At 72.2% G+C, this 12,644-nt stretch carries 10 protein-coding genes and 1 pseudogene; 8 read left to right on the top strand and 3 right to left on the bottom strand.

Features of this window, described 5'->3' with window-relative positions; all coding sequences use genetic code 11:
* Nucleotides 1-91: 91 nt before the first annotated feature.
* Both ACWEVO_RS14905 and ACWEVO_RS14900 read right to left on the bottom strand, forming a co-directional pair.
* Nucleotides 92-805 (bottom strand): GAF and ANTAR domain-containing protein, encoded by a 714-nt coding sequence (locus ACWEVO_RS14905; RefSeq protein WP_452308084.1) that lies wholly within the window; start codon nt 803-805, stop codon nt 92-94.
* A 165-nt stretch (nt 806-970) separates the two neighbouring features.
* The gene (locus ACWEVO_RS14900) at nt 971-1,450 is read right to left on the bottom strand and encodes an STAS domain-containing protein (RefSeq protein ID WP_452308083.1); all 480 of its coding nucleotides are present in this window, start codon (nt 1,448-1,450) and stop codon (nt 971-973) included.
* Nucleotides 1,451-1,655: 205 nt separating this feature from the next.
* Between ACWEVO_RS14900 and ACWEVO_RS14895 the strand changes: the two genes are divergently transcribed.
* The 8 genes from ACWEVO_RS14895 to ACWEVO_RS14860 all read left to right on the top strand — a co-directional run bounded on the left by ACWEVO_RS14895 (nt 1,656) and on the right by ACWEVO_RS14860 (nt 12,019).
* Nucleotides 1,656-2,363: a GAF and ANTAR domain-containing protein gene (locus ACWEVO_RS14895; RefSeq protein ID WP_452308082.1), complete on the top strand. Its 708-nt coding sequence runs from the start codon at nt 1,656-1,658 to the stop codon at nt 2,361-2,363.
* A 38-nt stretch (nt 2,364-2,401) separates the two neighbouring features.
* Nucleotides 2,402-3,610, top strand: coding sequence for an FUSC family protein (locus tag ACWEVO_RS14890; RefSeq protein ID WP_452308081.1), 1,209 nt, complete (start codon nt 2,402-2,404; stop codon nt 3,608-3,610).
* Between the two features lie 265 nt (nt 3,611-3,875).
* Nucleotides 3,876-3,965 carry a K(+)-transporting ATPase subunit F gene (gene kdpF / locus ACWEVO_RS14885; protein ID WP_036343797.1) on the top strand — a complete coding sequence of 30 codons (90 nt, stop codon included), beginning with the start codon at nt 3,876-3,878 and terminating at the stop codon, nt 3,963-3,965.
* The gene (gene kdpA / locus ACWEVO_RS14880; RefSeq protein ID WP_452308080.1) at nt 3,965-5,620 is read left to right on the top strand and encodes a potassium-transporting ATPase subunit KdpA; all 1,656 of its coding nucleotides are present in this window, start codon (nt 3,965-3,967) and stop codon (nt 5,618-5,620) included. The genes kdpF and kdpA overlap by 1 nt, the downstream gene beginning before the upstream one ends.
* A 20-nt stretch (nt 5,621-5,640) precedes the next feature.
* A complete protein-coding gene (gene kdpB, locus ACWEVO_RS14875) occupies nt 5,641-7,833 on the top strand; it encodes a potassium-transporting ATPase subunit KdpB (RefSeq protein WP_452308079.1) in 2,193 nt (730 codons plus the stop codon).
* On the top strand, nt 7,833-8,714 hold the full coding sequence (locus ACWEVO_RS14870) for a potassium-transporting ATPase subunit C (RefSeq protein WP_452308078.1): 882 nt from the start codon (nt 7,833-7,835) through the stop codon (nt 8,712-8,714). The genes kdpB and ACWEVO_RS14870 overlap by 1 nt, the downstream gene beginning before the upstream one ends.
* An 84-nt stretch (nt 8,715-8,798) precedes the next feature.
* Nucleotides 8,799-11,342 (top strand): DUF4118 domain-containing protein, encoded by a 2,544-nt coding sequence (locus ACWEVO_RS14865; RefSeq protein ID WP_452308077.1) that lies wholly within the window; start codon nt 8,799-8,801, stop codon nt 11,340-11,342.
* Nucleotides 11,339-12,019 (top strand): response regulator, encoded by a 681-nt coding sequence (locus ACWEVO_RS14860; RefSeq protein WP_452308076.1) that lies wholly within the window; start codon nt 11,339-11,341, stop codon nt 12,017-12,019. The genes ACWEVO_RS14865 and ACWEVO_RS14860 overlap by 4 nt, the downstream gene beginning before the upstream one ends.
* Before the next feature lie 28 nt (nt 12,020-12,047).
* Here ACWEVO_RS14860 and ACWEVO_RS14855 read toward each other — a convergent pair.
* Nucleotides 12,048-12,644, bottom strand: a pseudogene (locus ACWEVO_RS14855) (MFS transporter); the annotation flags it as partial.

Raw genomic sequence — 12,644 nt, 5'->3', positions numbered from 1 at the left:
CGAAGGCACGAAGCCAGTCAGACCTAGGGTCACGCCCACCGCTGCCAGCTATCAGCTCACCACTGCTGAACCGACCACGCCATGCTCACAGTCAGCCCTCCCGCGGCCCGTGCACCGCGCGGTCGACCAGTGACTCGGCGACCTCCCGCAGCTTCCGGTTGGCGTCCTGCGACACCCGCGCCAGGATGGCGAACGCCTCGTCGGCCGAGCACCGGCGCTGCGCCATGATGATCCCCTTGGCCTGTTCGATGACCGCCCGGCTCTGCATCGCCTCCTGCATCTGCTGGGCCAGCGTGGCGGTGCTTTCGTAGAGGTGGACGTTGGCCAGCGCGATGGCGGCGTACCCGGCCAGGGTCTGCGCCAGTTCGACCTGCTCGTCGAACGCCCCCGCAGCCGCGCCGTAGATGTTCAGCGCACCGACCATCGCCTCCTGGATCGGCAGGCCGATCGACAGCGAACTGGCCGCGCCGGCCTTCCGGGCCCGGTCCGCCCACTCCGGCCAGCGGCTCTCCGCCGACATGTCCGGCACGAGCATCACGGTGCCGGTGGTCGCGGCGTCCAGGCACGGGCCACGGCCCTGCGCGTACTGCCACTCGTCCAGCGTCAGCGCCAGGTCACCGGTGTGCGCGGCGGTGTACGCCTCGGTGCCCTGGATCAGAGTGACCGAGACCTCCGCGGTGCCGCGGATCGTGTCCTTGGCGACCTGGGCGACGTTCGACAACACCACCTCGAGGTCGGCCTCGTCGTACTTGATCCTCCCGAGCCTGATCAAGGCTGCGGCGAGGTCGAGGGGGGCCTGCGGCATCAGCTCTGACGTCCTTGTGCGAAGCGTCGCCGTCGACTCGGGACGAGTGGGACGGCACAGGGCGGGGCGGTCCGTGGGTCACGGACCGCTGTACCGATCCGGAGGGATCGGGAACCGGCGCCGCTTCTTGACGCTCGCTCGTGACGCCCCGGCCGGGGACGTCAGCTACAGGACAAACATTTTACGGCCCGGCGGCGGTGGGGGCGACGGGGCGTACCGGTCCATCGCCGCCGGTCCCGTCCGCCCCCGGCCGGTGACGGCCCCGCCGACGATCTCGAACGCGGTCAGCGTGCCGGTGAGCGCCAGGACGCGGCGGACCACCGGCGACGGGTCGCACAGCGTCAACCGCCCGCCCCGCTCGACCACGAGCAGCTGGGCCTGCGCCAGTGCGCTGACGCCGTGTGCGCCGAAGAAGGTGACCGCCGAGAGGTCCACCGCGACCAGCGGTGCCGGGGCGCGGGCGACGGCCGCCACGCGTTCCAGCAGGAGGTGGGCGTTGCTCATGTCGATCTCGCCGGCCACGGTGATCCGCTTGGTGGTGCCCAGCGTGGCGCAGGCCAGCCACATGATGGCCTCGTCCGGGCGCGGTGGACCGGATGCGGTCGGGACGTGGTGGTAGCCGAATTGCGGTGGATCCTCCGACATGGCGCCTCTCACCTGATGGTTCGGGAACGCTCCCGGCAGGACGTGCCCGCGAGCAGGTGGAGGGCGCATGTCTTGACCCGTGCCCGAACACTACGCGCATCCGGTGGGCACCGCACGCAGCCGTTTCCGTGCCGATGGCCCGCCCGGCGGGTAGGTTGGGCCTCGGTGATCAGCCGTCCAGCGACCGGCCGACCGAGGACCCGCCATGGAACCCCCGCGCACGGACCCCGCCGAAGCGTTCGCCGAGCTCGGCCGGATCAGGCTCGACGAGGTCGCGCTCGACGACATCCTGGAGCGCGTCGCCCAGTTGGCCAACCGCGCCATCCCGGGCAGCTCGGACGTGTCCGTCACGCTGGTCCGCAGCGGTAGCGGCGAGAGCGTCGTCTCGACCAGCGAACGGGCCCGGCAGCTCGACGAGTGGCAGTACCGGCAGGGGCACGGGCCCTGCCTGGACGCCTCGGCCAGCGCCGACAGCCTGTCGATGCCCGACATGGCCACCGAGGAGCGCTGGCCGGAGTGGGCGGGCCGCGCCAGGGCGGCCGGTGTCGGCAGCTCCCTGTCGATCGGGCTGCCGATCCAGGAGGCGGTCACCGGCGCGCTCAACGTGTACGGCGTCACCGCGCACGCCTTCGACCGGGAGGCGATCAGCCTGGCGGAGAACTTCGCCGCGTACGCCGCCGTGGCCCTGGCCAACGCCCACCTCTACGAAAGCACCGCGGCCCTGGCCGGGCAGATGCGGGACGCGATGCGCAGCCGGGCGGTGATCGAGCAGGCCAAGGGCATCATCATGGCGGAACGGCGCTGCTCGGCGGACGAGGCGTTCGCCCTGCTGTCCAAGCTGTCGCAGGACGCCAACCGCAAGGTGCGCGACGTGGCCGAGGCCCTCGTCGCCAGCGTCGGCAAGGGCCGCTGAGCCAGGAATGGTCGGCCCGGCAATGGGTAGGCGCGGCCGTGGCCGGTGCAGGTCCGCCGAGAGAAGGCGACGGGTCGACAGGTACCCGGCAAGAGGATGCGACGGCTGCTGACCTGCCCCGGCGCTCCGCCACCCTGCTGCGCGACCGGCTGCGCCGGGCCCGGGCCGGCGTCGGGCTGGCCGTGCAGGCCGGGCTGGCGGCGGGACTGGCCTGGTGGGTGACCGGCGAGCTGCTGGGCGTTCCCAAACCGGTGTTCGCGCCGATCTCGGCGGTCGTGACGCTGGCCGCGTCGGTGGGGCAGCGGCTGCGTCGTACGGTCGAACTGGTCATCGGGGTGGCCGTCGGCATCCTGATCGGCGACCTGCTGATCTACCTGCTCGGCACCGGCGCGTGGCAGCTCGGTCTGGTCGTGGTGCTGGCGGTCCTGGTCGCGGCGTTCGTAGGCCGCAGCCCCGCCCTGGTGGTGCAGGCCGGGGCGACCGCGGTGCTGATCGGCACGCTGTCGCCGTCGGTACCGAACCTGGAGGTCCCGCGCTTCATCGACGCGCTCGTCGGCGGAGTGGTGGCCCTCGTGGTGACCGCGGTGCTGCTGCCGGTGAACCCGCTCCGGGCGATCAACCGGGCCGCCGGGCCCGCGCTCGACCTGCTCGTCGATCAGTTGGAGGCCACCGCCGCCGCGCTCCGGCAGCGGGATGCCGGGCGGGCGCGGACCGCTCTCGACCGGCTGCGGAACAACAAGAAGGAACTCGGCGCCTTCGGCGAGGCGGCACAGGGCGCGCAGGAGGCGATCAGGCTCTCCCCGGTGTACTGGCGCGCCGGGGAAGGGCCGCTCGGCCGGTACGCGCAGGCCGTGACCCCGGTCGACCGGGCCATGCGCAACAGCGGCACCCTCATCCGCCGGGCGGTCACCCTGATCGAGGACGGCGAGCCGATCCCAGACCACCTGCTCGACGCGGTGTCGACGCTCGCCGACGCGGTCCGGACGCTGCGCCGGGAGTTCGTCCGCGGGGCGGCACAGCCGGACCGGACCCGGGAGCGGGCGCTGCGGGCGGTGGCCCTGGCCGGCCACGCCTACCGCTGCGGCGTGGGCTTCTCCGGCGCGGTGGTGGTCGCCCAGCTGCGTACCACGGTCAGCGACCTGCTGGTGGCCACCGACCTGTCCCAGGACGACGCCAACGAGCTGGTCCGGCGGGCCTTCGGCCCGCTCACCCCGCTGGCGGACCAGGGCCGGGCGCCCGGCCGATAACGGCTCCCGGTCCCGGTGGCCCCCGTCACGTGGCCGGGCGCCCGGCGTGAAAAGCGCGTCAAGAAACCACCCCCGGCCGTCATGGTCGCGTTATAGCCCCTGTCCCTCCGGCCGGTGCGGAGTTGTGATTGCCCGGCGCGACCGGAAGGCGGTCGCGGACAACTGCCCGGTAAGAGGAGTCAGCGGTGTCTGACGTGGTGTTCGTGCTGTTGACGGTGGGGCTGTTCGCAGCACTCGCCCTCGTGGTGAGGGGTGTGGAGAAGCTGTGAGCGCGGTGAACGCCGTCGGTCTGGTGCTGGCGATCGGCCTGGGCGTGTTCCTGGTGGTCGCCCTGCTGTTCCCGGAGCGCTTCTGATGAGCACGACAACAGCCGGCGTCATCTTCGTCCTGTCGCTGGTGGTGGCGCTGGTCGCCGTCCACAAACCGTTCGGCGACCACATGTACCGGGTGGTGTCGGGCACCCGGCACTCCCGCGCCGAGCGCGGGCTCTACCGCGCGATGGGCGTCAACCCGGCGGCCGAGCAGTCCTGGGCCGTGTACGCCCGCAGCGTGCTGGCGTTCTCCGCCGTGTCGATCCTGTTCCTGTACGCGTTCCAGCGCCTGCAGAACCACCTGTGGCTCTCCCTGGGCCTCGATCCGGTGATGAGCCACGGCGCCTGGAACACGGCCGTGTCGTTCGTGACGAACACGAACTGGCAGTGGTACTCGGGTGAGTCGACGATGGGTCACCTGGTGCAGATGGCCGGCCTGGCGGTGCAGAACTTCGTCTCCGCCGCGGTCGGTGTCGCCGTGGCGGTCGCGCTGGTGCGCGGCTTCGCTCGTAGCCGGACCGGCGAACTGGGCAACTTCTGGGTCGACCTGACCCGGATCACGCTGCGCATCCTGCTGCCGATCGCGGTGCTCGGCGCGCTGGCGCTGATGATCGGCGGCGCGGTGCAGAACCTCTCCGGTGGCACCGACGTGACCACGCTGACCGGCGGCACCCAGCACATCACCGGCGGCCCGGTCGCCAGCCAGGAGGTCATCAAGGAACTGGGCACCAACGGCGGCGGGTTCTACAACGCCAACAGCGCCCACCCGTTCGAGAACCCCACCTCCTGGACGAACTGGCTGGAGATCTTCCTGATCCTGGTCATCCCGTTCAGCCTGCCCCGGGTCTTCGGCCGGATGGTCGGCCAGAACCGGCAGGGCCACGCGATCGCCGCGGTGATGGCGGTCCTGGCGCTGGCCAGCGTCACGCTCACCAACGTCTTCGAGCTCACCGGGCACGGCACCGTCCCGCAGGCGGTCGCCGCCGCGATGGAGGGCAAGGAGGTCCGGTTCGACGTGTCGAACTCGGCGACCTTCGCCGCGGCCACGACGCTGACCTCCACGGGTGCGGTGAACTCGTTCCACGACTCGTTCACCTCGCTCGGCGGCCTGATGACCATGTTCAACATGATGCTCGGCGAGGTCGCGCCGGGCGGTGTCGGCTCAGGTCTCTACGGCCTGCTGATCCTTGCGGTGATCACGGTCTTCGTCGCCGGTCTGATGGTCGGCCGGACCCCCGAGTACGTCGGCAAGAAGATCAGCGCGCGGGAGGTCAAGCTGGCGTCGATGTACTTCCTGGTCACGCCGGCCCTGGTGCTCGCCGGTACGGCGGCGGCGTTCGCCACCGGCAACAACTCCACCGCGTTGAACGTCGGCCCGCACGGCCTCTCCGAGGTGCTCTACGCGTTCACGTCGGCGAGCAACAACAACGGCTCCGCCTTCGCCGGCATCACGGTGAACACGCCGTGGTGGAACACCGCGCTCGGGCTGTGCATGCTCCTCGGCCGGTTCCTGCCGATCATCTTCGTGCTCGCCCTGGCCGGTTCGCTGGCCCGGCAGCAACCCACTCCCGCCTCCGCGGGCACCCTGCCGACCCACCGACCGCTCTTCGTCGGGATGGTCGTCGGCGTCACGGTGATCCTCGTGGCGCTGACCTTCCTGCCCGCGCTCGCGCTCGGCCCCCTCGCCGAGGGGCTGTGACCACCATGAGGAACGAGGACATGTCCGTCGCACCCGTGACGTCCGGCGGCACCGGCGAACAGCCGGTCGCCGGCACCCCCGCCACCCACGGCAACCGGGTCGGCGGAGGACTGCTCGACCCGCGGCAGCTGATCCGGTCCCTGCCCGACGCGCTGCGCAAGCTCGACCCCCGCACGCTCTGGCGCAACCCGGTGATGTTCATCGTGGAGCTCGGCGCCGTCTTCACCACCGTCCTGGCAGTGGCCGACCCGTCGGTCTTCGCCTGGGCGATCACGATCTGGTTGTGGCTCACCGTGGTCTTCGCCAACCTGGCCGAGGCGGTCGCCGAGGGCCGGGGCAAGGCCCAGGCCGCCGCCCTGCGCCAGGCGAAGCAGGACACCATCGCCACCCGCCTCGTCGGCTGGACGCCCGGCGCGGCGGCCGACGCCTACCGCGACGAGGCGGTGCCCGCGCCCCAGCTCAAGCAGGGCGACATCGTCCTGGTCGAGGCCGGTCAGCTCATTCCCGGCGACGGGGACGTGGTCGAGGGCATCGCCAGCGTCGACGAGTCGGCGATCACCGGCGAGTCCGCGCCGGTCATCCGGGAGTCCGGCGGCGACCGCAGCGCGGTCACCGGTGGCACGAAGGTGCTCTCCGACCGGATCGTCGTGAAGATCACCCAGAAGCCGGGGGAGAGCTTCATCGACCGGATGATCGCGCTCGTCGAGGGCGCGAACCGGCAGAAGACCCCGAACGAGATCGCGCTCAACATCCTGCTCGCCGCGCTCACGATCATCTTCCTGCTGGCCGTGGTCACGCTCCAGCCACTGGCGATCTTCTCCAAGGCCTACCAGGCGGCCGCTCCCGACTCGGGTGCGATCACCGACGCCGGCGTCACCGGGGTGGTGCTGGTGTCCCTGCTGGTCTGCCTGATCCCGACCACCATCGGCGCGCTGCTGTCCGCCATCGGCATCGCCGGCATGGACCGGCTGGTGCAGCGCAACGTCCTCGCGATGAGCGGCCGGGCGGTCGAGGCGGCGGGCGACGTGAACACCCTGCTGCTCGACAAGACCGGAACGATCACCCTCGGCAACCGGCAGGCGGACGAGTTCCTTCCGGTCGAGGGAGTGGACGCCGCCACGGTGGCCGACGCCGCCCAGCTGTCCGGCCTGGCCGACGAGACCCCCGAGGGCCGCTCCATCGTGGTGCTGGCGAAGAACGAGTTCGGGCTGCGGGAGCGCGAGCCCGGCCTGATCCCGCACGCCACCTTCGTGCCGTTCGGCGCGCAGACCCGGATGAGCGGCGTCGATCTGGCGCCCGTCGGAACCGAATCGGCGCGCCGCATCCGCAAGGGTGCCGCCGCGGCCGTCATGAAGTGGGTACGCGAGAACGGCGGCCACCCCACCGAGCAGGTGGGGCAGCTGGTCGACGAGATCAGCGGCATCGGCGGTACTCCGCTCGTCGTCGCCGAGCACGTCGACGGCCGGCCGGCCCGCACCCTCGGCGTCATCCACCTGAAGGACATCGTCAAGCCGGGGATGAAGGAACGGTTCGACGAGATGCGCCGGATGGGCATCCGGACCGTGATGATCACCGGCGACAACCCGCGGACCGCGCGGGCGATCGCCGACGAGGCCGGGGTGGACGACTTCCTCGCGGAGGCGACTCCGGAGGACAAGCTCGCCCTGATCAAGAAGGAGCAGGAGGGGGGCCGCCTGGTCGCGATGACCGGCGACGGCACCAACGACGCGCCGGCCCTCGCCCATGCGGACGTCGGCGTGGCGATGAACACCGGCACGTCGGCCGCCAAGGAGGCCGGCAACATGGTCGACCTCGACTCCGACCCGACCAAGCTGATCGAGATCGTCGAGATCGGCAAGCAGTTGTTGATCACCCGAGGTGCGCTGACCACGTTCAGCATCTCGAACGACATCGCCAAATATTTCGCGATCATCCCGGCCATGTTCGCCGGCATCTACCCGAGCCTGGACACGCTGAACATCATGCGGCTGGCCAGCCCCGAGTCGGCGATCCTGTCCGCGGTGATCTTCAACGCCATCATCATCATCGTGCTGATCCCGCTGGCCCTGCGCGGCGTGCGGTACCGGCCGTCCAGCGCGTCGAAGCTGCTCAGCCGCAACCTGCTCGTGTACGGCCTCGGCGGCATCATCGTGCCGTTCATCGGCATCAAACTCATCGACCTGTTCATCCAGTTCATCCCGGGGATCTCGTGATGCGCCTCCCTACCTGGCTTGCTCAACACTTGGCCGCGCTGCGCGCGCTGCTCATGTTCACCGTCCTGCTCGGCCTCGCGTACCCGCTGGCCATGGTCGCCGTCGGCCGGGTTCCCGGCCTCGACGGCAAGGCCGACGGCTCGGTGGTCAGCATCAACGGCAGGTCCGTGGGCAGCTCACTCATCGGGCAGTCCTTCACCGACGCGGACGGCAACCCCGTCCCGCGCTACTTCCAGTCCCGACCGTCTGCCGCCGGCGACGGCTACGACCCGGACTCCACCGCGGCCAGCAACCTCGGGCCGGAGAGCGTGGTCGACACCATCGCCGCGAATCCCGACGACTCGACGCAGAGCCTGCTCACCCAGGTCTGCTCGCGGAGCAAGGCGATCGGTGAACGAGACGGGGTCGACGGGCGGCGGCCGTACTGCACCGCCGACGGGGTGGGCGCGGTGCTCGCCGTGTTCCGGGCGGACGGGCTCACCGGCCGGATCACCCGGGTGGTGAGCGTCAACCAGGTCGCCCCGGCCGCCCCCTTCATCAGCAGCTACCAGGGGGTGCCGGTGGAGCTCGCCCAACCCGACCACGACTACGTCGCCGAGGGTGGGATCGTCACCCCGATCCGGGGGGACGCGCCCGACGGGCCGGCCGTGCCGGCCGACGCGGTCACCGCCAGCGGCAGCGGCCTCGACCCGCACATCTCCCCGGCGTACGCGGAGATCCAGGTGGCCCGGGTCGCGCGCGAGCGTGGTGCGGACCCGGCGGAGATCCGGAAGCTGGTCCGGCAGCACACCACCGGACGGGCGCTCGGCTTCCTGGGCGCCCCCGCGGTGAACGTGCTCGAACTCAACCTCGCCCTCGACGCCAGGTTCCCCACGCGCTGACCAACTCGTTAGGAAGGGCCCCTTCACCCGCACCAAGCGTTAACAAGGGGCCCTTCCTTTCACCCGTGCGAGAGGATGTTGTCCGTGCCCAGGGGTGAACTGCGCATCTATCTCGGGGCCGCGCCCGGCGTCGGCAAGACGTACGCCATGCTCGAGGAGGCCCAGCGGCGGGCCGAGCGCGGCACCGACGTGGTCGTCGGGCTGGTGGAGACCCACGGCCGACCGCACACCGCCGCCATGGTCGGCGACCTGGAGGTCGTGCCGCGCCGGACCGTGACCTATCGGGGCGTCCAGTTCACCGAGATGGACCTCGACGCGGTCCTGGCCCGCCGCCCCGACGTCGCCGTCGTGGACGAGCTGGCGCACACCAACGTGCCCGGCTCGCGCCACGAGAAGCGCTGGCAGGACGTCCAGGAGTTGCTCGACGTCGGGATCAGCGTGCTGACCACGGTCAACATCCAGCACCTGGAGTCGCTCAACGACGTCGTCGCGCAGATCACCGGGACCACCCAGCGGGAGCACCTGCCGGACCAGGTGGTCCGCGCGGCCGAGCAGGTCGAGCTGGTGGACATGACGCCGGAGGCGCTGCGCCGCCGGATGGCGCACGGCAACATCTACCGTCCCGACAAGATCGACGCCGCGCTGGGCAACTACTTCCGGGTCGGCAACCTCACCGCGCTGCGCGAGCTGGCCCTGCTCTGGCTGGCCGACAAGGTCGACGAGCAGCTCGACGCGTACCGGGCCCAGCAGGGCATCTCCGCCACCTGGGAGGCGCGGGAACGGGTCGTCGTCGCGCTGACCGGTGGGCCAGAGGGGGAGACCCTGATCCGCCGCGCGGCCCGGATCGCCGCCCGCAGCAAGGGCGCCGACCTGCTCGCCGTGCACGTGGCCCGCAGCGACGGGCTGGCCGGCGCTGACCCGGCCCAACTGGCCCGGCAACGGGTCCTGGTGGAGAGCCTCGGCGGCACGTACCACCAGGTGCTCGGCGCGGACATCCCGGCCGCGCTGCTGGACTTCGCCCGGGGCGTCAACGCCACCCAACTCGTGCTCGGCGCGAGCCGCCGCGGCCGGTTCGCGCAGATCTTCTCCCGCGGGGTCGGCGTCACCACCACCGCGCTGTCCGGGCCGATCGACGTGCACCTGGTCACCCACCCGCAGGCCGGACGCGGCTGGGCCGCCGGGATGCCGGCGGCACTGTCCCGGCGGCGCCGGCTTCTCGGGTACGCCCTCGCGGTGCTCGGCATACCGCTGCTGACCGTTCTGTTGGCCGCGCTGCCCGACCTCACCCTGACCAACGACATCCTGCTCTTCCTCGCCGGGGTGGTCGGGGTCGCGCTGGTGGGCGGACTGTGGCCGGCGCTGGTCGCCGCGCTCGGCGGTTCGCTCCTGCTGAACTGGTTCTTCACCCCGCCCTTCCACACGCTGACCATCGCCGAGGCGGACAATCTCCTCGCCCTCGGCGTCTTCGTCGGCGTCGCCATCGCGGTGAGCTGGGTGGTCGACGTCGCCGCCCGGCGTACCCGGGAGGCGGCCCGGGCCTCCGCCGACGCGCAGACCCTGGCCACCGTGGCCGGCGGCGTGCTGCGCGGGGAACGCCCGCTGATCGCGCTGCTGGACCGGCTCCGGGAGACCTTCGCGCTGCGCGCGGTCAGCGTTCTCGAACTCACCGCCGAGGCGCAAGGCCGCCCCGGCCGGGCGCAGGAGGAGGCCGCCTGGCGAGTGGTGGCCAGCGTCGGCGAGGCGCCGCCGTGCAGCCCCAGCGCGGGAGAAACGACCGTGCCGGTGGACGAGCGACTGACCGTCGTGCTCTGCGGCCGGCGTCTCGAAGCCGCCGCCCGGCGGGTGGTCGAGGCGTTCGCCGCGCAGGCCGCCGTCGCGCTGCGACAGGAACGGCTCGCCGAGGAGGCCGCCGCGGCCCGGCCGCTCGCCGAGGCCGACCGGATGCGCACCGCGCTGCTCGCCGCCGTCAGCCACGACCTGCGTACGCCGCTCTCCTCGGCCAAGGCCGCCGTGTCCAGCCTGCGCAGCCACGACGTGGAGTTCGACGCCGACGACCGGGAGGAACTGCTCGCCACGGCCGACGAGTCCCTCGACCGGCTGCACCGGCTGGTGGCGAACCTGCTCGACATGAGCCGCCTCCAGGCCGGCGCGCTCGGCGTCACCCCCGCCCCGATCGGGCTGGAGGACGCCGTACCGCCGGCCCTGGACGAACTCGGCCCGGCCGCCGCGGACGTGACCACCGACATCCCCGCCGACCTGCCGGCGGCGCTCGCCGACCCCGGCCTGCTGGAGCGGGTCCTGGTCAACATCGTGGCCAACGCGCTGCGACACAGCCCGCCGGGCCGGCCGCCCACCATCACCGCCAGCGTGCACGCCGGTCAGGTCGAGCTCCGGGTCATCGACACCGGCCCGGGCATCCCCGAGGACCAGTGGGAACACGTCTTCCTGCCGTTCCAGCGCCTCGGTGACCGGGACAACCAGACGGGCGTCGGGCTGGGGCTGGCGCTGTCCCGAGGGCTCGCCGAGGCGATGGGTGGCAGCATCACCCCCGAGACCACCCCGGGCGGCGGACTGACCATGGTGCTGCGGCTGCCCGCCGCCGACGCTTCGAAAGGGGCACGGGGATGACCCGGATCCTGGTCGTCGACGACGAGCCGCAGATCCTCCGCGCGCTCCGGATCAACCTGCGCGCCCGGGGCTACGACGTCCAGGTCGCGGAGACGGGCGCGGCCGCGCTCAAGGCCGCCGCCGGCCACCCGCCCGACCTGGTGGTGCTCGACCTCGGCCTGCCAGACCTGGACGGCGTCGAGGTGATCCGGGGACTGCGCGGCTGGACCAGCGTGCCGATCATCGTGCTTTCCGGCCGGGCCGGCAGCGAGGACAAGGTCTCCGCCCTGGACGCCGGCGCCGACGACTACGTCACCAAGCCGTTCGGGGTGGACGAGCTGCTGGCCCGGATCCGGGCCGTCACCCGGCGGCTCGGCGGCGCCTCCCCGGCCGTCCCGGCGCTGCGGATCGGCGCGCACACCGTCGACCTGGCCGACCGGACGGTCACCCGGGACGACGGCACCGAGGTCAAGCTCACCCCGACCCAGTGGGCCATGCTCGAGAAGCTGCTGCGTAACCCGGGCAAGCTGGTCAGCCAACGGCAGTTGCTGCACGACGTGTGGGGACCGGAGTACCAGCACGAGACCAACTACCTGCGGCAGTACATGGCTCAGCTCCGACGCAAGCTGGAGGACGACCCGGCCCGCCCCCGGCACCTGATCACCGAACCCGGCATGGGCTACCGCTACCGCCCCTGACGCCTCCCCGATCGTTGATCGAACGCGCTCATGGGGCCTCCGCCGGGTTCGCGGGAGCGGGGGCGTGGTGGTGCCGGTCGCGCGCCGAGACCGCCCAGAGCACCGCCGTGCCGAGCAGGGCGGCGGCCGGGGCCACCGCCAGCCCGTACCGGAGACTGGTCGACACCAGCGGGCCGGCGAGCGCCGAGCCGGCGGCGCTGCCGATCACGAACGCGGTGGCCACCCAGGCGAACGCCTCGGCCACCGTTCCCGGCTCCGCCAGCCGCTCGGCGGTCAGGAAGATCGCGGTCAGCACGGGCGGCAGCGCCAACCCGCTCAGCACCAGCAGGCCGGCCATCGGCACCGGGCCGGGGGCGAGCAGCAACGGCAGGTACCCGACCGTCAAGCCGGCGGCCAGCAGCGGCAGCCGGCCCGGACCGCCCGGCCGGGCCCGGGTGTAGAGCAGCCCACCGGCCAGCGCGCCGGCCGCCTGCGCCGCGAGCAGCCAACCGCTCAGCCGCCGGTCACCGGCCGCCTCCGCGTACCCGGTCACGGCCACCGCGATGCTGCCCACCGCCGCGCCGACCCCGACCACCCCGGCCACCATCACCGTGAACCGGGGCCGCTGCGGGTACCCCGGTTCACG

The sequence above is a fragment of the Micromonospora sp. NPDC003776 genome, assembly GCF_053605645.1.
This window is presented reverse-complemented; position numbering and strand designations above follow the sequence as displayed.